This window comes from Paenibacillus sp. Marseille-Q4541 (assembly GCF_018310695.1).
In the GTDB taxonomy this organism is placed as follows: Bacteria; Bacillota; Bacilli; order Paenibacillales; family Paenibacillaceae; genus Paenibacillus.
The window spans coordinates 202,035-226,473 of record NZ_JAGXCY010000005.1 but is presented as its reverse complement, the minus strand read 5'-3'; the positions used below and the strand labels follow the sequence as shown (position 1 = coordinate 226,473).

25 protein-coding genes are annotated in these 24,439 nt (G+C 41.7%); 6 read left to right on the top strand and 19 right to left on the bottom strand.

Annotated features, from left to right (window positions below; genetic code table 11):
* Positions 1 to 308: 308 nt before the first annotated feature.
* The 6 genes from sufB to KFT32_RS08925 form a co-directional block, all read right to left on the bottom strand.
* Positions 309 to 1,706, bottom strand: a complete 1,398-nt coding sequence (gene sufB, locus KFT32_RS08950) for a Fe-S cluster assembly protein SufB (protein ID WP_211746796.1) — start codon at positions 1,704 to 1,706, stop codon at positions 309 to 311.
* 20 nt (positions 1,707 to 1,726) lie between these two features.
* A complete protein-coding gene (sufU, locus tag KFT32_RS08945; RefSeq protein ID WP_211746840.1) occupies positions 1,727 to 2,158 on the bottom strand; it encodes a Fe-S cluster assembly sulfur transfer protein SufU in 432 nt (143 codons plus the stop codon).
* Positions 2,148 to 3,371 (bottom strand): cysteine desulfurase, encoded by a 1,224-nt coding sequence (locus KFT32_RS08940; protein WP_211746795.1) that lies wholly within the window; start codon positions 3,369 to 3,371, stop codon positions 2,148 to 2,150. The genes sufU and KFT32_RS08940 overlap by 11 nt, the downstream gene beginning before the upstream one ends.
* Positions 3,368 to 4,669, bottom strand: a complete 1,302-nt coding sequence (gene sufD, locus KFT32_RS08935) for a Fe-S cluster assembly protein SufD (protein ID WP_211746794.1) — start codon at positions 4,667 to 4,669, stop codon at positions 3,368 to 3,370. Before sufD ends, KFT32_RS08940 begins: the two co-directional genes overlap by 4 nt.
* Positions 4,670 to 4,696: 27 nt before the next feature.
* On the bottom strand, positions 4,697 to 5,479 hold the full coding sequence (gene sufC / locus KFT32_RS08930; protein ID WP_211746793.1) for a Fe-S cluster assembly ATPase SufC: 783 nt from the start codon (positions 5,477 to 5,479) through the stop codon (positions 4,697 to 4,699).
* A gap of 383 nt (positions 5,480 to 5,862) precedes the next feature.
* Positions 5,863 to 6,327 (bottom strand): Dps family protein, encoded by a 465-nt coding sequence (locus tag KFT32_RS08925; RefSeq protein ID WP_211746792.1) that lies wholly within the window; start codon positions 6,325 to 6,327, stop codon positions 5,863 to 5,865.
* Positions 6,328 to 6,629: 302 nt separating this feature from the next.
* Here KFT32_RS08925 and mtnK point away from each other — a divergent pair, with 302 nt between their 5' ends.
* Entirely contained in the window at positions 6,630 to 7,853 is a 1,224-nt protein-coding gene (gene mtnK / locus KFT32_RS08920) for an S-methyl-5-thioribose kinase (RefSeq protein ID WP_211746791.1), read from the top strand.
* Entirely contained in the window at positions 7,850 to 8,941 is a 1,092-nt protein-coding gene (gene mtnA / locus KFT32_RS08915; RefSeq protein WP_211746790.1) for an S-methyl-5-thioribose-1-phosphate isomerase, read from the top strand. Before mtnK ends, mtnA begins: the two co-directional genes overlap by 4 nt.
* A gap of 79 nt (positions 8,942 to 9,020) precedes the next feature.
* Here the strand turns inward: mtnA and KFT32_RS08910 are convergent, their stop codons facing one another.
* Positions 9,021 to 9,323 carry a YunC family protein gene (locus KFT32_RS08910; protein WP_211746789.1) on the bottom strand — a complete coding sequence of 101 codons (303 nt, stop codon included), beginning with the start codon at positions 9,321 to 9,323 and terminating at the stop codon, positions 9,021 to 9,023.
* Between the two features lie 263 nt (positions 9,324 to 9,586).
* Here KFT32_RS08910 and KFT32_RS08905 point away from each other — a divergent pair, with 263 nt between their 5' ends.
* Positions 9,587 to 10,153 (top strand): hypothetical protein, encoded by a 567-nt coding sequence (locus KFT32_RS08905; RefSeq protein ID WP_211746788.1) that lies wholly within the window; start codon positions 9,587 to 9,589, stop codon positions 10,151 to 10,153.
* A 38-nt stretch (positions 10,154 to 10,191) separates the two neighbouring features.
* Here KFT32_RS08905 and KFT32_RS08900 read toward each other — a convergent pair whose 3' ends face one another.
* A complete protein-coding gene (locus tag KFT32_RS08900) occupies positions 10,192 to 10,563 on the bottom strand; it encodes a DUF423 domain-containing protein (protein ID WP_211746787.1) in 372 nt (123 codons plus the stop codon).
* A 194-nt stretch (positions 10,564 to 10,757) separates the two neighbouring features.
* On the opposite strand from KFT32_RS08900, the gene KFT32_RS08895 reads away from it, so the two are divergent.
* Positions 10,758 to 11,186 (top strand): hypothetical protein, encoded by a 429-nt coding sequence (locus KFT32_RS08895; protein WP_211746786.1) that lies wholly within the window; start codon positions 10,758 to 10,760, stop codon positions 11,184 to 11,186.
* 88 nt (positions 11,187 to 11,274) lie between these two features.
* Positions 11,275 to 12,123 (top strand): DegV family protein, encoded by an 849-nt coding sequence (locus KFT32_RS08890; protein ID WP_211746785.1) that lies wholly within the window; start codon positions 11,275 to 11,277, stop codon positions 12,121 to 12,123.
* Between the two features lie 70 nt (positions 12,124 to 12,193).
* On the opposite strand, the gene pdaA is transcribed toward KFT32_RS08890, so the two are convergent.
* Both pdaA and KFT32_RS08880 read right to left on the bottom strand, forming a co-directional pair.
* A complete protein-coding gene (gene pdaA / locus KFT32_RS08885) occupies positions 12,194 to 12,976 on the bottom strand; it encodes a delta-lactam-biosynthetic de-N-acetylase (RefSeq protein WP_211746839.1) in 783 nt (260 codons plus the stop codon).
* 92 nt (positions 12,977 to 13,068) lie between these two features.
* Entirely contained in the window at positions 13,069 to 13,485 is a 417-nt protein-coding gene (locus KFT32_RS08880) for a hypothetical protein (protein ID WP_211746784.1), read from the bottom strand.
* 171 nt (positions 13,486 to 13,656) lie between these two features.
* Here KFT32_RS08880 and cysC point away from each other — a divergent pair, with 171 nt between their 5' ends.
* Positions 13,657 to 14,214, top strand: coding sequence for an adenylyl-sulfate kinase (gene cysC, locus KFT32_RS08875; protein ID WP_211746783.1), 558 nt, complete (start codon positions 13,657 to 13,659; stop codon positions 14,212 to 14,214).
* A gap of 37 nt (positions 14,215 to 14,251) precedes the next feature.
* On the opposite strand, the gene KFT32_RS08870 is transcribed toward cysC, so the two are convergent.
* From KFT32_RS08870 to thrC, 9 genes are all read right to left on the bottom strand, one after another.
* Positions 14,252 to 16,057: an ABC transporter ATP-binding protein gene (locus KFT32_RS08870; RefSeq protein WP_211746782.1), complete on the bottom strand. Its 1,806-nt coding sequence runs from the start codon at positions 16,055 to 16,057 to the stop codon at positions 14,252 to 14,254.
* A 17-nt stretch (positions 16,058 to 16,074) separates the two neighbouring features.
* Positions 16,075 to 17,217: a nucleotidyltransferase domain-containing protein gene (locus tag KFT32_RS08865; protein WP_211746781.1), complete on the bottom strand. Its 1,143-nt coding sequence runs from the start codon at positions 17,215 to 17,217 to the stop codon at positions 16,075 to 16,077.
* A complete protein-coding gene (locus KFT32_RS08860; RefSeq protein ID WP_211746780.1) occupies positions 17,207 to 17,692 on the bottom strand; it encodes a lasso peptide biosynthesis B2 protein in 486 nt (161 codons plus the stop codon). The genes KFT32_RS08865 and KFT32_RS08860 overlap by 11 nt, the downstream gene beginning before the upstream one ends.
* A 10-nt stretch (positions 17,693 to 17,702) precedes the next feature.
* Positions 17,703 to 17,996, bottom strand: a complete 294-nt coding sequence (locus tag KFT32_RS08855) for a lasso peptide biosynthesis PqqD family chaperone (RefSeq protein ID WP_211746779.1) — start codon at positions 17,994 to 17,996, stop codon at positions 17,703 to 17,705.
* The gene (locus tag KFT32_RS08850; protein ID WP_211746778.1) at positions 17,993 to 18,982 is read right to left on the bottom strand and encodes a phosphoenolpyruvate carboxykinase (ATP); all 990 of its coding nucleotides are present in this window, start codon (positions 18,980 to 18,982) and stop codon (positions 17,993 to 17,995) included. The genes KFT32_RS08855 and KFT32_RS08850 overlap by 4 nt, the downstream gene beginning before the upstream one ends.
* A 118-nt stretch (positions 18,983 to 19,100) precedes the next feature.
* Positions 19,101 to 19,244 (bottom strand): paeninodin family lasso peptide, encoded by a 144-nt coding sequence (locus KFT32_RS08845; protein WP_211746777.1) that lies wholly within the window; start codon positions 19,242 to 19,244, stop codon positions 19,101 to 19,103.
* 62 nt (positions 19,245 to 19,306) lie between these two features.
* Positions 19,307 to 21,238, bottom strand: coding sequence for an asparagine synthase-related protein (locus KFT32_RS08840; protein ID WP_211746776.1), 1,932 nt, complete (start codon positions 21,236 to 21,238; stop codon positions 19,307 to 19,309).
* Positions 21,235 to 22,503, bottom strand: coding sequence for a sulfotransferase family protein (locus KFT32_RS08835; protein ID WP_211746775.1), 1,269 nt, complete (start codon positions 22,501 to 22,503; stop codon positions 21,235 to 21,237). Before KFT32_RS08835 ends, KFT32_RS08840 begins: the two co-directional genes overlap by 4 nt.
* Before the next feature lie 306 nt (positions 22,504 to 22,809).
* Positions 22,810 to 24,225 carry a threonine synthase gene (gene thrC, locus KFT32_RS08830; protein ID WP_211746774.1) on the bottom strand — a complete coding sequence of 472 codons (1,416 nt, stop codon included), beginning with the start codon at positions 24,223 to 24,225 and terminating at the stop codon, positions 22,810 to 22,812.
* Between the last annotated feature and the right edge of the window lie 214 nt (positions 24,226 to 24,439).

The following is a 24,439-nucleotide window of genomic DNA, read 5'->3' as shown; positions in this document are numbered from 1 at the left end:
TAATCAGCCATAGAAATATCGTAAGAACGAAGCAATCACGAGTATTCTTAGTCTCAACAAAAAATAAATAGATGCCAAAAAAAGAGGAGCCCAAATGGGCTCTTCTTTTTTTGGTTAGAGGTATCACTTATCAAACGTATTAGTTTCTTAGTTGAACTTCTCCAGAAATATTTAGGACGGTTCAATCATAATAACAAGAAAAGGCCGAGGATTGGATCCTCGGCCTTTATCATTCGTTTCCTAACTAAAAGGATGCTTAAAGTTCAACGCCCTGTAACGAAGTCTCGGAAAGCCTTATGGATGAAGGCTTAACCGATGGAACCTTCCATCTCGAACTTGATGAGACGATTCATCTCAACCGCATATTCCATTGGAAGTTCTTTCGTAAACGGCTCGATGAAGCCCATTACGATCATTTGTGTTGCTTCTGCTTCTGACAAGCCACGGCTCATCAGATAGAAAAGCTGCTCTTCAGATACTTTGGAAACTGTAGCTTCATGCTCCAAAGTAATGTTGTCGTTCATGATCTCATTATAAGGAATGGTATCAGAAGTCGACTCATTATCCAGAATGAGCGTATCACACTTGATGTTGGATTTTGCACCTTCAGCGTTACGTCCGAATGATGCAAGACCACGATACGTTACTTTACCACCATGTTTACTGATGGATTTCGATACGATCGTAGAAGTAGTATCCGGAGCAAGGTGAATCATTTTTGCACCAGCATCCTGATGTTGATCTTTACCTGCTACAGCAATGGAAAGTACAGAACCTTTCGCACCGCGGCCTTTAAGAATAACAGCCGGGTATTTCATCGTCAGTTTGGAACCAATGTTACCATCGACCCATTCCATCGTTGCATTTTCTTCTGCAACAGCACGTTTCGTAACCAAGTTATAAATGTTTGGTGCCCAGTTTTGAATCGTTGTATAACGAACGCGAGCGTTCTTCTTCGCAATGATCTCAACAACCGCACTGTGCAGGGAGTTCGTGCTATATACAGGAGCTGTACAACCTTCAACATAGTGAACGAAGCTATCTTCGTCAGCAATGATCAGCGTACGCTCGAATTGACCCATATTTTCGGAGTTAATCCGGAAGTATGCTTGAAGAGGCACTTCACATTTCACGCCTTTTGGTACGTAGATAAAGCTTCCGCCAGACCATACCGCACTGTTTAGAGCAGCAAATTTGTTATCTGCCGGAGGAATTACCGTAGCGAAGTACTCTCTCAAAATTTCAGGATGTTCTCTGAGCGCAGTATCAGTATCCATGAAGATTACACCTTGATCTTCAAGTTCTTTCTGCATGTTGTGGTATACAACCTCAGACTCATACTGTGCAGATACACCTGCAAGGAACTTTTGTTCCGCTTCAGGAATACCCAATTTATCAAAAGTTTCTTTAATTTCAGTAGGAACTTCTTCCCATGTCTTTCCTTGCTTTTCAGAAGGTCTAACATAGTACTGGATTTCATTGAAGTCGAGACCATCAAGGTCTCCACCCCAATTTGGCATATCCATTTTATAAAATTGTTTTAAAGACTTCAGACGGAACTCAAGCATCCATTCTGGTTCTTCTTTAATACGGGAAATTTCTCTTACTACCTCTTCTGTCAGACCTTTACCCGTTTGAAAAATGGATTTGTGTTCATCACGAAAGCCATATTTATATTCTTCCATTTCAGGAGCTTTTTTTGCCATCGGGGTCTACCTCCCTATCGTTATTGTGATTTGTGATCCTCATCAATCCCTTTACGCAGAGCATTCCATGCAAGCGTTGCACACTTGATACGTGCTGGGAATTTATTAACACCGGATAGGGCTTCAATATCTTCGTATTCGTCAAATTCTTGTTCCTCTCCTTGCATCAAGGACGAGAAACGCTCTGCCAAGTTCAAAGCTTCTTCCATCGATTTGCCTTTAATAGCCTCTGTCATCATGGAAGCAGAAGACATACTGATCGAACAGCCATCTCCTGAATACTTTGCATCCTCAACAATTCCGTCTTTAACTTTAAGCTGCAATGAAATCCGGTCACCGCAAGTCGGGTTATTTAAATCTACTGTGACTGCGTCATCAGCAAAGGTTCCCCGATTTCGCGGATTTTTATAGTGGTCCATTATTACGCGCCGATACAGATCATCAAGTTGCATCACTAAAATACTCCTTTGTCTGGATTAAGGCGCTGACAAGACGATCTACGTCTTGCTCTGTATTATATAGATAAAAGCTAGCACGTGCAGTGGAACCTACTTCCAGCCAGCGCATAAGCGGCTGACAGCAATGGTGCCCAGCACGTATTGCTACTCCGCTTGCGTCAAGTACAGTAGCCACATCATGAGGATGAACATCATCTAGATTAAAGGTTGCCAGTCCAACATGACGTTTCTTTGGACCATAGATCGTAATTCCTTCAATCTCGGATAACCGATCCATAGCATAATTAGCTAAAACACTCTCATGCTTCGCAATTTCATCCATGCCAATTTCCTCAAGGAAATCAATAGCTGCACCTAAACCTACTGCCCCAGCAATAATTGGAGTTCCCCCTTCAAATTTCCAAGGGAGTTCTTTCCAGGTAGATTCATATAATCCTACATCATCAATCATTTCGCCGCCAAACTCGACCGGTTCCATGGACTCAAGCAGCGCCTTCTTGCCATAAAGTGCACCGATGCCGGTCGGGCCACACATTTTGTGTCCGGACAAAGCATAAAAATCACAGTCCAGATCTTGAACGTCAACCTTCATATGAGGAGTACTTTGAGCCCCATCGATGACCATAACCGCGCCATGAAGATGAGCAATCTCAGCAATTTCCTTCACAGGGTTGATCACCCCAAGGACATTAGATACATATGCCATAGATACAATTTTGGTTCTTGGCGTAATGGTTGATTCTGCATCAGCTAGCAATACACTACCATCTGGCTGAAGTGGAATATATTTTAGAACAGCACCGGTTCGCGAAGCTAGTTGCTGCCACGGAATTAGGTTACTGTGATGTTCCATTGGAGTAATAACAATCTCATCACCTTCAGACAATACAGAAGGACCATAAGAGGAAGCAACGATATTAAGTGCCGTTGTTGTACCTCTCGTAAAAATGATCTCTTGCGTACGTCTTGCATTGATGAATTTTGCTACTTTCTCACGGGCACCTTCATAAGCATCCGTTGCACGGCTGCCAAGGGTATGAACACCGCGGTGCACGTTTGAGTTTTCCCACTCATAGTAGTGTTTCATTGCTTCAATAACAGCGAGCGGCTTCTGGGAAGTCGCTGCGTTATCTAAATATACTAACGGATGCCCGTTGATCTCCTGATGGAGGATGGGGAACTGTTTCCGAATCTCTTCGGCGTTCATTGTCCTAGTTTCCTTTCAACGAGAGATTGCAATTGAACTTGCAATTCTTCCATTGGAATATCAGAAACAACAGGAGCCAAAAATCCGTAAATAATGAGTCTTTCCGCATCCGTACGGGAAATACCACGGGACATCAAATAATAGATTTGTTCTTGGTTAACTTGACCTACAGAAGCAGCATGACCTGCTGTAACATCATCTTCATCAATGAGAAGAATTGGGTTCGCATCTCCGCGTGCTTTCGGGCTCAGCATAAGAACACGTTCTGTTTGCTGACCATCGGCTTTGGTTGCACCCTTCTCGATTTTGGTAATACCGTTGATGATTGCAGTGGCTTCTTCTCTCATAACAGCACGAGTAATCATCTGGCTAGCAGAGCTTTTACCGAAATGTTTCGCTTGCGTAGTATAGTTCAGTTTCTGAGAACCTGCACCTACTGCAATCGTTTTTTGATCGGAAGTGGAGCCATTGCCTTTCAGCACGGAAAGTGTATCACTCGCTGTATCACCAATGTTCATCTCACCAACGATCCATTCGATAGAAGCGTCGTTCTCTACTACTGCACGGCGGAACGAAACGTCTGTCACTTGATCACCAAATTGATGAACGGTTGCAAAACGGACTTTTGCTCCCGCTTTAACAAACACTTCGACTACACCGATATGCGATACCTTCGCATCCAGTGGTCCAGACACATAGTTATCAACATAACTTACCGAACTGTTCGTATCTGCAATAATCAGAATGTGTGGTGCAAATGTTGCAGTACCATCATCAGACAACAGAATAGCCTGAACTGGTTTATCAATCACCACATTACGAGGAACATAGAGGAAGATCCCTCCGTTCCAGATTGCAGAATGAAGCGCCGTAAGCTGGTGCTCATCAGTTTTCACTGCAGTGTGAAGATGTTTCTTAACAAGGTCTTCATGTTCGCGTACAGCTGTCTCAAGATCCATAAAGATAACACCTTGATCTGCTAGCTCTTTGGATAGATTACTGTATACGACACCGGAATTACGCTGAATGAGCAAAGTTCCGTCTTCTTCTTCCTTGATAAGGGAGCGAATCGCTTCTGGAGCATCTCCTAAAGTCATCGCGTTTGCTGCTTTATATTGTCCATATGCTGAAATATTCCAGCGTTCAATTTTAGTTTTTTCCAGTTTCGGAAGCGCAAGGCTACCAGCAAGTTCAAGCGCTGCTTGGCGCTGATCTGTCAGCCAAGCCGGCTCATTTCTGCTTTCGGATAACGCACGAAGCGCTACGGAATCAACCGGAAGAATGGTTTGTGTTGTCATTTACTTTTGTCCTCCTCCGTTAATCTTTTACGCTTCTTGACCTACAGTCTCATCTTCAATACCCAGTTCTTCTTTAATCCAGTCATAACCTTCTGCTTCTAGACGCTCAGCAAGTTCTGGACCACCGGATTTTACGATGCGTCCTTGCATCATAACGTGAACATAATCTGGTTTGATGTAGTTAAGCAAACGTTGGTAGTGAGTGATGATCAGGAATCCGCGATCTTCGCTCTTCATTGCGTTTACGCCATTTGCTACAATGCGAAGTGCATCGATATCAAGACCGGAGTCAATCTCATCAAGAATGACAAGTGTCGGATCAAGGAGCATCATTTGCAAAATTTCATTACGTTTCTTCTCACCACCGGAGAAGCCTTCGTTCAGGTAACGATGAGCAAACTCAGGATTCATTTCGAGTTCTTTCATTTTACCTTCCATTTGACGGATAAATTTGATAAGGGAAATTTCACTTCCTTCTTCACGACGTGCATTGATTGCACTACGCAAGAAGTCAGAGTTTGTTACCCCAGCGATCTCACTTGGATATTGCATAGCAAGGAACATCCCTGCACGAGCACGCTCGTCAACTTCCATCTCAAGTACATCTTCACCGTTCAATGTTACCGCACCGCCGGTAACTTCATACTTAGGGTGTCCCATAAGTGCGGAAGCAAGAGTACTTTTACCTGTTCCGTTAGGTCCCATGATTGCGTGGATTTCTCCACCTTTCATGCTAAGGTTAATTCCTTTCAGAATTTCCTTACCTTCTATTTCTGCTTTAAGTCCTTCAATGACGAAATTTGTAGCCATATGTGCCTTAACCTCCAATGAAATAATTTCTCACTCGAAATCATAATGTTTATCTAAATAGGGTCTCCCCTTGATTTCCAGCTTCACTTTATAAAGCGTCACTTTATAATAATTCTAAACTGATTCTCAATGATTCTCAAGTCATTTATGTTAAAAAGTTTACAGACTTCGTGTACAAAATACCCTTATCTGCATAAATCAACAAAACAAAAGAGAAACATTTAGATTGGAAACACCTGATACATATGAATTCTATATTAAATATGGGACTGAATCAAATTAGATCCGCTTTTTTCACGAATTAATTATCTATCCTTCATATATACCAAAAAGACCGACCTAAATGGTCAGTCTTTTTAAAGTTTTGACATTTATTTTTGTTATTAACCGAGGTAAGAACGAAGCATCCACATATGTTTCTCTAAGTCTGCTTGGAAACCAGTCAACATATCTGCTGTAGGCTCGTCGCCAGCTTCACCTGCTGCTTCAATACCTTCTGCATACTCTTCCGACAATGTAGCGAAATCTTCAATAATATTTTGTACCATTGTTTTTGGATCTTCGCCGCCCGTTGCTTCTTGAATGGAAGCAATCTCAAGATATTCTTTCATTGTTGCTGCGGGGCTTCCTTTAATAGTAAGGAGACGCTCTGCAATTGCATCCATCTGAAGAGTAACTTCATTATATAATTCTTCGAATTTCACATGCAATGTGAAGAAGTTAGGACCTTTTACATACCAGTGATAATTATGAATTTTCACATACATTACGTTTAAGTTCGCGACTTCGCGGTTCAAAATTTGTTCTACGCCTGCTTTAGTTTGGGTTTTGTTCGTTGACTTAGCCATTAATATCCCATCCTTTATCTTATTATATAATGTGAGTTTCCAATCCTTATGTAGATTAGAAATCATTTTATTTGGTGAAGATCGGAAGTTTCTTTTCCTCTCTTCGCTGCTACTTTAGATTTACCCTCCATGTTACTTGATGAAACAACTCTATCTTGCTCTCGAAAAGAAAACTAGACTTTTAGAACGGATGAAGGTACCAAAATAATGCTACAAAATTGTAAGTGAATCCGATATACTGATATACCAAGTAAAGAAGTTGGGTTTGTTCTTTATCATATACTTTAGCGGAGGTGCCTACCTTGTCTTCATATCATCCTTTAACTCTTGATGAAGCTATGCAACTGTCTCAGAAAGTACTGGATTTATTTGATGCTAACAGCGAACTTACTTGCCGGGAAATAGGTGACGGTAACCTGAATCTCGTTTTTCATGTTACCGATATAAATTCCAGCAAAAGTGTTATCGTTAAACAGGCCTTACCCTATGCGAAAATTGTTGGCGAATCTTGGCCACTATCACTAGACCGTGCAAGAATTGAACGTGAGCTTCTTCAGGAAGAGTACAGACTCTGCCCAGGCTCTGTTCCGGAAGTATATTATTATGATGATGAACTTGCCCTTACAATCATGGAAGATCTCAGTGATCATGTCATTATGAGAAAAGGTTTAATAGAAGGAAACCATTATCCTTTGTTTGCGAAACATATCGGACAATTTATGGCTCGGACTCTTTTCTACACATCTGACCTAGCAATGGATCAGTCTCTTAAGAAGGAAAGTGTCAAAAAATTCGTAAACCCTGATCAATGTAAAATTACCGAAGATCTTATTTTTGAAGAACCTTATCGTATTTCAGAACGCAACAGTTACTCCCCTATTATTGAAGATGAGGCTGAAGCGCTACGTACGGACACAGAACTACACTTGGAAATTGCGATTTTACGTGAAAAGTTCCTAACCCAAACGCAAGCCTTGCTGCATGGAGATCTTCATACAGGAAGTATTTTTATCACACCAGAATCTACAAAAGTAATAGACCCCGAATTTGGTTATTATGGTCCGATGGGTTTTGACATCGGTGCGGTTCTTGCTAATCTACTTCTACACTATGCGTCTGTACCCGGCTGGATTTCAGAAGGCGTTGCTGCCGCAACACGGGAAGAAGAATTGCTCGATATGGTTCAGGATGTATGGAATGAGTTTGAACTCCATTTCCGTGCGCTGTGGGAACAAGATGTTCAGGACTATATGGCTCGCACAAAAGGTTATCAAGAACTGTATATTACAAGGCTCCTTCAAGATAGCGCCGGATTTGCTGGCAGCAAAATGATTCGCCGTATTGTCGGACTTGCCCATGCAGCAGACATCGATACGATTGAAGATGCAGCCCTAAGAGAACAGGCTGAACGTAAAGCACTCACCATTGGTAAAAGTCTGGTGAAAAATCACCGTCAGATTACATCAATCTCTGAATTTATGAATCTTATTTCTGATGCAAGTAAAGGAAAGGTAGGACAACGATGAGCACTTACAGCACGAATACTGAATTCAATCCGTTAATTTCACTAAACTGGAGAGGGGACCGACTCGAACTCCTCGATCAGAGACTGTTGCCAGAATCCATAGTCATGCTTGACCTGTTCACACCGGAAGAAATATGGGATTCGATTCATGCCATGAAAGTACGCGGTGCTCCAGCTATCGGTATCGCAGCAGCATTTGGAGTTGTACTGGGAGCACGCAAATATCAAGAAGGAAATACAGAGGAATGGCTCATCAAAGTAAAGGAAGTATGTGATTATCTCGCAACTTCTCGGCCTACAGCGGTGAATCTTTTCTGGGCGCTCGACCGTATGTATGCGGTAGCCGTAAAGCGGAGTCAAGATTCTAATCACCTTTCCATTTCGGAATTAAATGAGACTCTTGAACAAGAAGCAATAACGATCCGTACAGAAGATGAAGAAGTATGCAGACGGATTGGCGAAAATGCCTTGCCTTTATTCCAAGATGGTATGGGTGTACTTACACACTGTAACGCCGGAGGGTTAGCGACAGCAAAATACGGTACGGCAACAGCTCCGATGTATCTTGCCAAGGAACAAGGAATAAATCTCAAAATTTTTGCAGACGAAACTCGCCCTGTACTTCAAGGTGCACGTCTGACTGCATTTGAATTGCAACAAGCTGGAATCGATGTCACTCTTATTACGGATAATATGGCGGGAATGGTCATGTCCAAGGGATGGATCCAAGCAGTTATAGTTGGTACAGACCGTGTAGCCGCAAACGGCGATGTAGCCAACAAGATCGGTACATACAGTGTAGCTGTTCTTGCAAAAGCTCATGGAATCCCATTCTATGTAGCATGCCCGATGTCAACCATTGACCTGAATACGCCGTCAGGCGCTCATATCCCTATTGAGGAACGAGCTGCTGAAGAAGTGACAGAAGGATTCGGTAAGCGAACCGCTCCACAAGGAATTAAAGTGTTCAACCCTGCATTTGACGTGACACCAAGCGAGTATGTGACTGCTATTATTACGGAAAAAGGGATCGTACGAGCACCTTTTGACCAAAATTTAAAGGCTTTGTATTCTGATAATCAGGCGTAAATAGAAATAGATTTACATAAAAAAGCAGCCCCTCTACTGGGGACTGCTTTTTTTATGCACTGGATAAGAAGCGCCTCCATTACATCATTCTAATAAGTGCCTCCACCCCAGTCATGCCTGGTACGATACCTAGCTTCTCGGCTTCGTGTGTTACGGATTCCATTGGCGCTGCTAGTAATTCTGCAACGGTTTTAACTCCGACTGCTCTTGCTGCAATAATTTGTCGTTGTCCCAGACGTTCATTAAGTAAACCCACATCGAGCGCTCCGCACATAATATACCCCTTTGATGTCGAAACGGTAATAAGCGTCGTTTTAGGTAACTTCACTTCCACTGCTGTTAGGGTATAATCTCCAACTTGAACCGGTTCTAATGTAACCATTTGCGAAAAACACCCCCTTCACTTTTACGTCTCGACATCATATTCCTAGGTCTTTCAAACTGCGTGGACAGTAGCGGAGTAATATTTTTTTGTCAAAACGTGTCCATAAACCTATTAAAATATCAACTATCCTGATTAATTAATGGTTCCTTTGTAACATTATATGTCTATCGCACTATTATTTTTTGCATTTTAATGATATAGTTAGATAAATACATATCCATAAAATGTAACAGAAATCTGCGGTGTGGGGTAATCAAAACATGAACAATTCATTATTTTCATCAAACATAAATCATGAACAAGGTTTTCTTTTTAATGTAGATATCATGATTCATAGTCGTTCCAATGCCTATGCACTGCAAGCTTTGCTCGAAATTCTCAATGCTCAGGATGGGATCAGTGACTTTCGTATACAGTCCGGCATTGAGCTGGGGGCAATCATCAAACAAGCTCTACAACAAAACTCCTCTCCAGAAACAGACAAGTATCCGACCACTCCGCAACAGAGTGGCTACATTCATCCTGAACCCATGAAGCATAGAAGCTATTCCAATACAGTGAATCAGGCAGTAAGAGGACAAGTCTCTCCTTTGCATCCAGAACAATCCATACCTGCTTCTACAAGTCCTACCGACGATTGGATTAACTCAGCAATGCAAGCGGGCAGACTCATTCGAATAGATATACGAGACAAAAAAGGGCTTCAAAAAAGTATTCCGTGTCGAATTTTGAATTATGATCGTGGAACCAATTTGGTTAGTGTATATCATGTAGACGAGAAACAAGTCTACTCCATTCACACTTCTGAAATTGAAAAATACGTATAAAAAAACGGTTCGTCTCTTTAAAGAGACAAACCGTTTTTTTATTTTTTCAAGGCGGAAACAACTAAGCATATCCAACCTGCAATAAAACACACCCCGCCAAGCGGAGTAATTGCTCCTAATGGACCTAGTCCACTTACACTTAGAGCATACAAACTTCCAGAAAACAGAATGATACCAATAAACAGCAGCCTTGCTGCCCAAACAAGTAGTTTGCTTTCCCCAAAAAGTTTCGCAATGACTCCGATCAAAATAAGTCCAAGCGCATGTATCATATGGTATTGGACACCTGTCTCGTATACCGAAATCTTGTCCTCCCCAATGATAGGTTCTAGCATATGCGCTCCAAATGCACCGATCATAACGGAAAGCATTGAAAAAATAGCACCGATACCAATCCATTTTCTTGCCATGCTTACTTTTCACTCCTTGTTCCTATCGTCTTCCTTTCATCTTACATCAATTGGTTTATGATAAGCTAGATCTAGGGTGAGGTTTGTCACTAAACTGCAACATTCAGAGATTTTGCTAATAGCTTCGTTTTTCTTGCATTTTTAAAGAATTTATGGAAAAGTAAAAGTTAAAACTGCATATAAGGAGTAGTTGAATGGATAATAATGAAGAAGATCGTAAAACCTTGGATACAAAACAAGAAGAACTACTTGAAGTGAATAATCCTTATGGAACATTTCAACCCCCAGCGGCGCCATTGAAGCATTCTGGACCAGGAATTGCGTCTCTCGTGATCGGAATCCTCGCGCTCATTGCTTATACCGTTATTCTTGCCCTTGCTCCAGCGGCGGCAGCAGAAATTATGGAGAATCCAACTCCGGAAGCGATGCTAGATAGCTTTTATGTGATTATGATCGGAATTATGATTTTTATCGGATTAACTTTTAATCTAGTAGGTGTCATTTTGGCCATTATTGGACTTTCTCTTAAAAACCGAAAGAAAATTTTCCCAACCATTGGAATGATCATCAATGGTGTTGTATTATTAATCGTTGTTGGCTTCTTCAGTCTTAGTTTTATCTAAAAAATATGTCATAGCGTTTTGCTACGTAAGTCTATATGCTTTATACTAAGAACGTATGCAAAATGAATTTAATAAAAAGGGGATTATAATGTCGCGAATTAAAATTTTTGCGGACAGCACCAGTGATTTGCCTAAGGCTTGGGCCCAGCAACATGAGGTTGGTATTGTTCCTCTTTATGCCGTGTTTGGCGATGAATCGTTAAAAGATGGTGTTGATATTAGCCCCGAAGAGCTTTATGCAAGGGTAGGTCGTGAAGGCCGTCTTCCAAAAACGGCTGCACCTTCACCTGCTGATTTTATGGCTTCTTTTGGTCCATACATAGATCAGGGCTATAGTATTTTATATATCAGCCTCTCGTCAGAGCTTTCTTCTACGTATCAAAATGCTTTACTCGCATCAGGTGAATATCCTGAAGGAAGTGTTACTGTATTTGACTCCCTTAATCTGTCATCAGGAATTGGCGTACTTGTTATGCAAGCTGTTCGCGCTGCAGAACAAGGGAAATCTGTTTCTGAAATTGTTGACCTGCTGACCGGGATGAGACCTAAAGTAGACACCGAGTTTGTCATCGATACCCTTGATTATCTATACATGGGCGGCCGTTGTTCAGGAATGCAAAATCTGATAGGCAGTCTGCTCAAAATCAGACCTGTAATCAAGGTTATTAATGGGAAAATGACCCCTGCTTATAAAGTCAGAGGAAAACGGGAAAAAGCCATCGATCAAATGCTGACGAATGCACTTAGCAAGGCGGATGAAATGGATAACGATACGATTATCGTCGTACATTCCATGTGTGAAGAAGACGCTCTTATGCTCCAGAAGACTTTAAAAGAACAAACTAAAGCTAAGCATGTAGAACTATCTACTGCAGGTTGCGTAATTTCGAGCCATTGTGGGCCTAAAACCATTGGACTTATCTACGTAAAAGCATAGCCCAATAAACACCTTTTCCATTTGGAAAAGGTGTTTTCTTTTATCTTACAACGATAAAATTAGAAGCGGACTAATAGGTTTTTGTTTTCAACTCATCCAAACTTTTAAACGTATAGCCCTGTGCTCTTGCCGCATCAATAATTTGACCTAGCGCTTCCGTATTATCTTTAGACACGGAATGGAGTAAGATAACCGCTCCGGGATGAAGCTGCTTCATAACTTGATCATAAGCATACTGAGCGCCATGCTGCACCTTCGTATCCCAGTCTTTATAAGCGACGGACCAAAACACATTGATATAACCTTGATTTTTGCTGACAGTTAACGAACGATCACTAAAGATTCCGCGAGGTGGACGAAGATAAGGGATTTCCTTTCCTGTCAGAGCAACGACTTCCTGTTTGACCTTATCCAGCTCTTCTATAATTTTGGCATCTGGAGTTACGCTCATATCCGGATGACTCCAGGAATGATTTCCGACAATATGCCCCTCCTGACTCATTCTTCGTACTAAATCAGGCTTATCTTTTAAATAATGCCCTGTTACGAAAAAGGCCGCTGGAACCTTCTTTTCTTTAAGAACATCAAGAATTGCAGGTGTATATCCGTTCTCATATCCATTATCAAACGTCAGATACAATTCCTTCTGTTTGGTGTCTCCAAGAAATATCGCTTCGTTTTTCATAAGAATTTCCTTAAAACCTTCCTCATTAATGGACGGAAGCTGGCCATCTTTGCTTTTTTTGAAACCGAAGTGAAACGCATCTCTTACAGGGGAAGCCTGTATATTATGGATACCGGCACCGGACATGATCAAGATGATCATCATGCTCGCCATAAACCACTTTTTCATCATGAATCCGCTCCTATCATCTACACATTATTGTTCTTAAGATAATATGAGCAAGAATTCAACTTTTTATGTCATCCCTTGTAAGTTAGAGCTTACCTTCGGTAATCCTTCCGATTCTCCTGCTCTGAAATAATCTGTAACAGTTCACGAACAACATTCGATTTTCCTGAGTGAGACAGCCAGCTTCGAGCTGCTTCAATAGCCTGAATCTGCCCATGACCTTCGTCCTTCCATGTTAGTAGTTCTACAATTTTAATCAGGAGAGCCATCATCTCTGTGTTGTCCTGTTCATTTTGTTCTGCCCGGATTTTTTGGAAAAGCGCTTCTTTTTCCCAGTCCAGTAAAATTTCCTGTCCAATGGTTGGTTTCATCAGCGTATATCCTTGCTGACAAGTCGCACAGCGTACGGTAGCCATCTGTTCTTCCACAAATTGAACGAGAATCGATTCGTTACATTCTAGACACTTAAACTGAACATTTATATGTAAGGGTCCTTTTTTCTCTACCATAGTAGTGCCTCCTCCAATACTTTTCATCAATTCATTTCTACTTGACCTGAATGATGTTTACCCCGAAATCCAACTTTTAAATCCGATTAGAATTGTTCTTCGTGGTATAATGGAAAATATATGAAATTGATGGTAGCTTTCAAGTATTTTTAATATTAGGAGGATTACAGATTGGGAGCAAGTACAAAATTCACATTACGAACATCCAGTCTTTCACCACGCGTTATCTGGCTTACCGGCTTATCGGGTTCAGGCAAAACGACACTAGCCACTCACCTCAAGCAAGTCTGGGCAGAACAGGGAGTACCCTGTTACATTCTCGACGGGGACCAGGTACGCCGGGGTCTTAATCAGGACCTTGGTTTTAGCCCGGCCGACCGCAAAGAAAATCTACGACGAATAGGCGAGGTTTCCAAGCTGTTTCTTGATGCGGGACTTTACGTCATTGCTGCATTCATTTCACCGCATGAAGAAGATCGTCAAATGGTAAAAGAAATGTTTGCACCCGGACAATTTGTTGAGGTTTACGTCCAGTGTCCACTGGAAGTTTGTGAAGCAAGAGATCCAAAAGGTTTATACAACAAAGCAAGAAAAGGGGAAATCCCTCATTTTACAGGTGTATCCGCACCCTACGACATACCAAATAAGCCCGATATCGTCATCGATACCGAGCTCCTGGATGTAGAAACTTCAATTACACGGCTCCTACAAGAACTGGACAACCTTTAGAAGATCGTCCTCCAGACGAGTGGTGATGGTTAAAAGATCATGTCGCCTTCGTCTGGTAGGATAACAGCTGTCCGAAAGCCCCTTCTTCATCACTTGCCAATCCTTCATATTCTCCTTGTTGCATGACCCTTCCTTCCTCAAGTACAATGACCTGATCTGCATTTCGAATGGTCGATAATCGATGAGCAATAACAATAATGGTCATCGATCCTTTGAGTGCATCCAAAGCATCCTGAATGTGCAGCTCATTTTGACTATCCAGTGCACTCGTAGCCTCATCCAGTATCAGAACGGAAGGATTCCGCAAAATAGCCCTCGCCAGTACAATGCGTTGCCGTTCTCCCCCGGATAAACGTACACCGCGGTCCCCAATGACCGTATCCAGCCCCTGTGGCAGCTTTTTGACAAACCCAGCAGCAGCAAACTCTAGAGACTCCCATAACTCTTCTTCTGTGGCACCAGGCCTGACCAGTAACAAATTATCACGGATACTCGAATGAAATAAAAAAGGATCTTGCGAGACATAACTGATGGATTGTCTCCAGCTCATACGCTGCTCCTCATGCAGAGGAGCGTGATCCAGCAATATTTCTCCTTCTGTTGGCTCTATAAGGCCCATCAGAAGATCAATGAATGTACTCTTCCCCGCACCAGATCGACCTACGACTGCTGTCATCCCATTAACAGGAATAAAAGCATTGATTCCATGAAGTGCATCTTTCTTTTGACCAGGATAACGATAAGACAACTGCCCATATCGAATTCCATGCTTTAGAAGGATGGGCATTCTATCTGAATAATCAGATTCATTTTCGGTAAAGTCCTTGTTCTCCCTCGCCCCCTCACATTCTCTTTGGAGCTGCATCAAACTACGAAATGCGGGAATCATAGACACAATATATTCTATACTTGTTTGAATCATTGAGAATCTCGGCCACAGCCTGGTGAAAATTACGATTAATAGCAGCAACGACTCCCCTTGAGATGCAAAGAGATGTATAGAAGAGTAAACAAATAAAGCAATGATGATGACAGCTGAGATCTGATAGATAAGTTGTGTAGCAGAATTCAATTTGATAAAATCGACCATATTTTGTTCCATCCTCAGGCACAATGCCCGAAATCCTTGAACATGCTGCTTTTCAAGCCCGTTGCTCTTAATGTCTTTCATGCCATTAAAATGCTCTACAATTTCGGACATATATTGCTGAGATAAATCGGAAGTGTGGTCACCAAGCTTTTTGGCTTTGTGTACAAAAGGGCGCAGTAAAAAGAAAAGTAGCGCTGCGCTACCTAATACGAGCAAAGTCAGTTTCGGAGACAACCAGAAGGCAAAGCCAATCTGTATTAGTGTAAAAATAGATGCGGATGTCAGTCTTAGGAGAAGTGTAGTACCCTGGCTGACACGAGCCAGCTCAGAAGTCAAAATGTGACTAAAATCCGATTTACGCTTGCTCATAAACAGCTCCCACTTCGACTGTAATAGAAGCTGATAAGTTTCATAACGAAGTGTATGTACAAAATGCTGCTGTATTTGCGAACTCAGAATGGTCTGATTACGCTGTAACAAAGCTTGGGAAGCTATAATACTGACAAAGATAATCAACACTACAGCAAGCTGGGAGTCTTGGGGAATGTATTGCAATAGAGATTTTAACCATTCTAGTGGCAGCGATCCACCAAACCCTGTGCCTAAAATGCCAATTGCCGCCAGCATAGGAACGAGCATATAGATGCCTACCCCTTCTAGAATACTGATGACGACCATACAGATCACATTGACAATCAGTTTACCGCCTGTAATGGCGTAGAGCTTTTTCATGTAAAGTTTTAATTCATTCATGTTTTTTCTCCCTTACTTCACTGTTTGGCACGACGCCAGATCCATAAGAACGGACGTAAAGGTACATATAAAAAATGCAGCATACGAGGCAATGGCAACAATACCGCGTCCTGTGGACCCGGATACAAACGCCCTAGCAGCATAAATAATTTTCGTTTTGGGGATTTGATGTAGATTAAATATTGTTTCAGTTTTTGTGTTTGTGGGATTTTGGCATCATTTATCAGTTCAAAAGCGTACTCTGCCCATCTAATCGAAACCCGGTCTTCGGATAACAATCTCATGTCATTACGCAGCGGAGTGTTCAAAAGATGTGCACATAAATAGAAAGCTTGACCCGCATAATACTTTGCTTCATGTTCTTCCATTGAAAATGTTAAATCTTCGGTTAACTGATGATTACGGATGATATGATCAATATCTGTCAACCAGCGCAGCCGAAACCATCCATGTCTTGCTCCATGACTAATCAAATACATAAAGAGGTCTTCTTTTCCTAAATGGGATACTTCACGGTTTACGATCTTCGTCGTACGTCTTCTTTTCCACAAATCTGCGAAAGGTACATTCCTCGCTCCTGATGGGTTCAGGCTCCAATGAATTTCGACCTGTGTTTTGAGCTTAGGATGGATTAGCGGTATATGGTGGTCCTTCCATTTCCAGCTGCCGAGAATATAGGGTTCTTCATATTGTTTAACATAACCTAGTCCTTCAAGCAGAGAAAGTACGACATCAACATCCTTGTGTTTCACAAGTAAGTCAAGATCTTTTGATGTCCGGTGTGCCAGATCCCCGTATAATTCTTGAGAAAGTACGGGTCCCTTTAAAGTGAGTACATCAATCCCCGCACCTTCCATTGAGGACAATAAACGCTCCAATTCAGCAGTCAGCTTCATCATAAAAAAAGTGTTTGTCATCACGCCATGGGCTAATTGCTTCATTATTTCAGGAGGAATATGGCTACTCATCCTCTGTAATTTCGGATAGATCAATGGATATACCCGGTGATGTAAAATAAGTTCCATAAACTGATCCCAATTCAATTGCTCCAGATATTTAATGTCAATCTCATCATCATCTTTAATCTGTAACAACTTGCACATCAATTGAAATTCAACGGTCGTCGCTTGTTCTAGAAGCTCATTTTGATCAGCCTTCATGTTTTATAACACACCCTCTGTTCACATGCTTTGATTGTTTCGCAAATTTGTTTACAACGGTGAAATTCTCTATTCCTTCTGCCCCAGTTACATATAAAGTTCCACATCGCAGCCAGGCATGTGCTATCAGCTGCTGATGCTCGTTTTTCGCAATGCCAAAATACAATGTACTTTCAATATTACGCCTTTTCAGCATCTTCATTGCCGCTATGCCAGAGACCATACACTCACTTTTCCAAGGGGTATGTTTGCTCACCATGTATATGACCTTTGAAATATGCAAAGCAGTTCGTTCTTTCACCGGATGTCTTTCATAAGTTGTTTCCTGCTGCTCCGTCCCTAAGAGAGGTGCTATTCTAGCGAAGGGCAGGAAATTCATAACTCTCGCATATCCCAAAAATAATATTGCCTCTACTATCATTCGTTTTACAGCCCATTTTTGCTTGAGAAAAGATCGAAACAGAACTGTTCTCATTGTTCTCATCCTAACTTTCCTGTAATTTGATGAGTCCTTCAGCGTATAGCTGCTGCATAAAAGAATGCACGTGCTTCTCACATTGATCGGCAGATATCGTAAACTCTGTGGTAAGAGCATGAACTATATTTGAAATCGTATTGCCTTCTGTCAAGAGCTCCCAAATGCGCCCCCCTGTTTTACCAAGGTTATAGTATTTACCCGATTGAATCGACATCATGACTTTGTCACCGTTCATATCACTAACTACATAGCCCTCTTCTTGAATGTATGTTTCCGTCAGCTGAACCACGTTTTCTGTCATATCGATGTGCTCACTCCTTTATTTACCGTTTCCAACACGGTTTCTACTAGATCATTCACGGTTCTTCCATTTAGTGGCCTTGATATCCGTTTCATCGGAATTACCCCTGCAAGCTGAGTGACACTTGAAAAATGCCACTGAAGCATTTTCATTCTTTTTATAAGCGCTAAACGATAGGTATGAGCTTGCAGCAAATGAATTCCTGACAAAGCGTAGATGGGCTCCACTGAAATTTTGTTTTCCGTTGTAGGAAGGAGTTCGAATACACCAGCAAGAGGAACCTCATGTACATGAAATTTTTCTCTTCGCGGTACAGCATATTTGAATTCATCCATGATGATTTCGTATCCTTTAGACTCCATATGTAACATATCCATACTCAGTGCATTTAACTTTTGCTGGGGATAAGCAGGAGAAACGATAGGTCCAGCAGACTCTTTTGTATAATGTACCGCAACAACGTCATCACTAAGAAGCGGATATCCGTTATTAGCGAGCGCTGCAGATAATGTGGATTTACCGGCTCCGGAATCACCTAAAAATGCATAGGCAAATCCATCTATGAGAACTGCACTTCCATGCAGTGGTAACGTTCTACGTTGCATTAAAATAGCGCCCATGCAGGTCCCAAGCAAGTATAATCTCACTCTTGCCATGCTCACACCTTGATAAGGCGAGACGATAATTCGTTCCCCTCCCATTACTTGAAACAGGGAAAGATCAGGAATTTCAAATAAAAGAGCCTCGTTCTGATATTGAAAATTACGTTCGGCAATGTGCCACTCCTGAGCTTCATGTTCCAGTTCGCCACACTCGATACGTACATCAACATCGTCTGTTGATACAAGCTCGATTTCCGTTAATTCAGGTAAAATAATTTCACTCCAAATGCTGAGACCAAACGCTTTATACGTATGTTTCTTTTTTTCTAAAATAATTATGAAAACCTCCTTACGTGAGCATTGCTCTATGAGTCTGCTTTTCACTACTTTCGTTTGTGTAGGCAGATAGAATACATTTTTGTTATCAGTAGAGAAATCAGCAGTCCATCCCTCTACTGATAACGCATGCTTCTACTCATAAGTAAAAAAACTCCAAACTAGTTTAGCTAGGTGTTACTGGATCATATTGATCGGCATCATGTTCTGTTACCCAATCAATTTGTCTGTACCCTTTTCCTGCTTTTGTGCTACTCACATCCAGTACTTCCAAGCAAGGTACTTGCCACTCTTTTTTCTCTGTCAACATACTATCACCTCCCTTCATAGCAGGAGGATCTTCCTTCCCGCCTCCATCTAATAAGCTGTCGCCTAAAACTGATTTAAAAAGCGGTATACAATGAGGCTGTGCATCAGTAATCGGACTTCCGGATCCCAAGCCATTTCCGGTCTCGGTTCTTTGATCTTGGCAATCCCCTTTTCAATCTGTGCAGTATTCAAATAATTCGATACACTACTATCCTTACTTAACTTGACAAGCTCCGATCTAAATTCACCCCACTGAGGACGAATACGTTGAATCCAATCAGCTGGCTGAATTCCGCGAACACTCTGGTTTAATCTCACTTTATCAGGAAGGCGAGTTGCCATAGAGCGGCGTAGCAATGCCCGATCTCTACCTTTCTGCACGTATTGCTCCAGCGGAACCGACAGACAGAAACGTACCACTCTCGGATCGCTCGTAGGATCTCTCTCAAGTAGTCCATAACGAAGGGATAGTTTAGTTGCGGTTGCTCCATTTTTGTTCGCGATCGACAGATTACTGAACTTTTCTTGTCTGGCTTGAACTGCATCAACCAGATTCGTATTGGTATTAGTTATGTAACGATTGCTGCCACTGTATATCTGCATTTTCTCAGCAAAATCTGGATGAATCAGTTCAGGTAATACAGGTCTCTCCTTCTTTTTATGAAAGTGTGTCTGAATAGAAGGAAATGCCTTACTCCCGATCATCGGAAGCAATTTTGATCTTGGGACTTCCGCTTGTCGGCTATATAACTGAAGTTCTTTTGCCAAATGGAATAAATGACCTTTGCGGAGAAGCTGCGCGTAATACTCGAGAGCTGGACCCCAAGAAATCGTAAAGTTCCCTCTTGCTCCAGTAAGTAAAACACCTACATCATCCTTTTGAGCTTGTTCATAAAATCCGCGGATCCAAAAAGAATTATCAAAAAACTTATACGGCATTTCAACGAGACTCAGCCATTCATTTACTTCAGATAATGGGCTCTTACCGGCAAAATCCATATAATGTTCTTGAATGTTCCCGATATGCTCCACAGTAGAACGGATATAAGGAGTCTCATCCGCGATAAGCCGGTTTGAAGTCCAGTCTACAAATCCGGATACAGGGATGTAGCTATAGGCTTGAAGAGTTTTACCCTGCCTTCCAAGTAAGGGAGAAGCAAAGCTGGCAACGGTTCCGGAATCAAGTCCGCCGCTAAGTGCAGCACCCACTTGTTTGAACGTACGCAATCGACTGGAAACCGCTTCTTCAAACACTTCTCGAAAAGCCTCTTCATATTCTTCATCTGAATTCAAAATCAGTGGCTGGACTTGATCAAGCTGCTCATACCTATTGATGCTTACCATTCCACGTGCGCTGACCGTAATACTATGTGCAGGAGGAATCTGCTTTACATTTTGATAAGCGGTCGCATGAATATCGTACGATTCAAACATGCCGTTTATCGCTAAAAACTCTGCCATCCATTGTTCATTCAGTTGTTTATGAAAGGAAGGCAACTTAAAAAGCGGAGAAATCATACTGCAAAAAGCAAATCGCTCTGCATCCTGAATGTAATAAAAGGTCCGATGGCCTGATACATCTCTGGCGCCAAATAACCTTTCTTTTTTCTCATCCCAGATCATAAAAGTAAAATCACCAATGAGATGTTTAGGAGCATGTTCGCCCCACTTCTCATAAGCCAATAGAATCAGCTCACTGTCCGTTATGCGTTTTCTCACATCATAGGGAACATCTAACTTTCCAAACAGTTCCAATCGGTTATCCAGAATAGCATCCGCCGTAATAGCGAGCCCGCTTTCTTCTTCATAAAAAGGAAGGTCTTCCTGAATTGATTCCGGCGTGACCCACTGGGCATGGCAACTCATAAAGACATGTCCATCACTCCAAGAATGGATTCGATCCCAATGATAATGGTTAAACGACTGCATAACAGGGTCCATTTCCCCCAGCAAAATACGCTGACTGAAGTGCATACATCCTGTAATTGCACTCATGATTTCTCCCTCCTTCCGCCTAGGTATCCCTGAACGAGAGACGCTAACTTGTTCCCAAACGGGAGTAAAGACTTCAGCTTATTCACTTTTCTTCTTATCTGATTCAGCTGATATTCCAGCTGTTTCTTGTCCGTATGACTTTTGGAGAGTCGGTTCTCGAGCAGTCTGATTCTCGTTTCCAACTGAGAAATTTGTGTGAGTGCGTGTTGGTATGCATTATCTTCTATCTGTATAGCTGACTCGTAATCCATTGTAGAACCAGTGATGCGACTAGCACCCTTCTTGTTATGTATCGTCTCGTATTCACTCTGCCAGTGATATCCGCTTACTTTCGTAAAGTGTGCTTCTATGTGTTGCATAAGAGCTTGATCTGGTTCCGGTTGGTACTTTTGTCCTGTTATCTGCTCCGCTTCAGCAAGTTCAGTGCTGTATCCCAATTCCGTGAATATTTGTGCCCCAAGTACTCGGCAGTAGGTATCGATCTCCTCTATGGTGAGCTCTGTTTTCCATGCATCAATAGAATCGCCGTGAGCTTCCTTATGCTGAAGCAAAAAGGGATCTCCGACTCCCATGCTGTAAAACAAATCGGCTTTGTCCTCACTTACCGGATCTCCATATCTCTCCATTCTTTCTTTATAAGGGATACCGGTAAAACAACATATTTTACGTAACTCTTCTGATGGATTCATTGCCATATCTTCATATTTAAGGATGTATGTATTGTCGTTTTTTTGCTTGAAATAATGGTAATATCGGAAAAGACCTACGGTAAGGTCTACGATCTTCATACTGGGCTCTGACTTGTTCAAATCTTGAACTAACGAAAATGGATCTCCTGTATAACGGTTTACCTTTTTGTAGGAAGCCGCGACAGCAAGTGGATTACGAAATAAACCAATACGTCTTGAGCCTGGGAATAGAACATCCAAGAACTCAAGTAATATATAATATCTAGGTGATTTATCTACAATCCATTTAGCTCTGTTCTTCTCCATCAGACCACCATAAACTTCCGATGCAAACGCTCTGGCTGCATCATGGTAAACCTCTGGAGGTAAAATACCATTATAGAATTGTTTGACAATTCCGCTCCCCCCGTATGGACGAGATGGAGCAATTTTAAGATCAGCTAGACTAAGTAAATACCACATTTCCTGAGCAGCATACACTTCTGTATGATTCTGTATCATGGCAGTGGCCAGAGAACTACCGCTTCTCGGAGTACAAAGTAAAAATATGAGCTGATTGTCCTGGAAGTCTTTCAAAAATGTGCATCTCCTTTCTGACGAAAAACTTACAAGAATCATGAAGATGCTAACAAAAGTAAAAACATTGTCGATACATTTTGTATGTTTATCAATACTTTATGATACAATTTGTATCATGTCAATGACTGTTTTCAGCCCCTTTCATAAATTCACGGAGCCGTTTTTTCAAAGATTCTCGCGTAAATCGGATATAAAGGAAGTCTATTCCCCTATTTAAGAAAACAGTACATCGGAAAAACATAAAAAAAACCGCCTACGACGAAGATGTGCTCTTCGACATAGGCGGTTTTCACTATTCCTATTCTAATTCATTTGCAGACGATGGTAGAAAGGAAGTAGCTCTGCTACCACTTGATCCATCGTTCCTTCAACCTCTGTTTTGCTAACAGGCATATCATTGAGTGCAGAAATTTGAACTGGGAACTCCTGCTCAATCTCGCAAAGTTCAATAGATTCATTAAATTTAGCAGGATGCGCTGTAGCTAAAGAAACGACAACTTCACCTGCTGCGAGTGTGCGTTCCGCTGCTGTAACTCCGCAGGCAGAATGAGGATCAAGCAAATATTTCTCATTCTCGTTATATTTTTTAATTGTCGCAAGACACTCGGCCCCAATGACACCGTATGCCGCAAATTCAGCTTGAACTTTACCCAGCAACTCTTGCGGAATTTGAATCTCTCCACTTTCCTGGAATTTGTTCATATATTCTGCTGTCTGTTCTGCATTCTCATCCAAAACATAATAGAGATATCTTTCAAAATTGCTGGCCACCTGAATATCCATGGATGGGCTATATGTGGTATGGAATCCGTCTGGTTTATAGACCCCTTCCTTCACGAAACGTTCCAGAATATTATTCTCGTTCGTTGCAAGCACAAGTTTACCAACGGGTAGACCCATACGAGAAGCAAGATATCCCGCAAAAATGTCGCCAAAGTTACCTGTTGGGACACTGAAATGCAGCGAAGTTCCTTTAAGTTCAGGGCGTAGATCCGTAACACGGAAATATGCGTAGAAATAATAAACCGTCTGAGCTAGAATTCGAACAATATTGATGGAGTTAATCGCGCACAAATGATGCTCAGATTTGAAATTCACATCTGCAAAGAGCTGTTTGATCATGCGCTGACAATCATCAAAGTTACCTTCTACAGACAAATTAAGTACATTTTCATCCTGAACTGTTGTCATCTGAAGCTCTTGAACCTTACTTACTTTGCCATTCGGATGCAAAATACATATATTAATTCCTTCTTTGCCCCGCACTCCTTGAATAGCAGATGCCCCTGTGTCTCCAGAGGTAGCACCTAGGATATTAATCGGACGTTTATATTGTTTAGCCACGTAACTGTATAATTGCCCCATGAGCTGAAGCGCGATATCCTTAAAGGCAAACGTCGGGCCGTGGAACAATTCAAGTAAATATATATCATCCGTCAGTTGATGAACCGGAGTAACCTCTTGGTGACGAAACGTACTATAGCTTGCATAGACCATTTTTTTCAGTTCGTCTTCTGGAATTTCTTCATTCATATAATAGGAGAATATTTCGAGCATTAAGTCCTGGAAGGAAAGAGTTCTCCACTCTTCCAACTTATCACTGGAAATGACAGGTATGGTACTTGGTACAAGCAAACCTCCATCTGTAGCAAGTCCCATCAGGAATGCATCGATAAATCCTACTTCACTTACCTGTCCTCGAGTACTATGATATTGCATGCGTTTATTCCCTCCTGCACTTTTGACCATGCACGAAAGTGACGGTCCTATCTTCTTATCTTTTTAACCATCATACACTGATCCGCAGCAAAAGCGAATCATTTTCTTACAATTAACGTCAATGATTGGAACGAAAAATTTCACGCTGTCCCCTATTTTATATTCATGTCATCACATATCATCCATGCCCGTGAATATACTTAATTTACAAGCA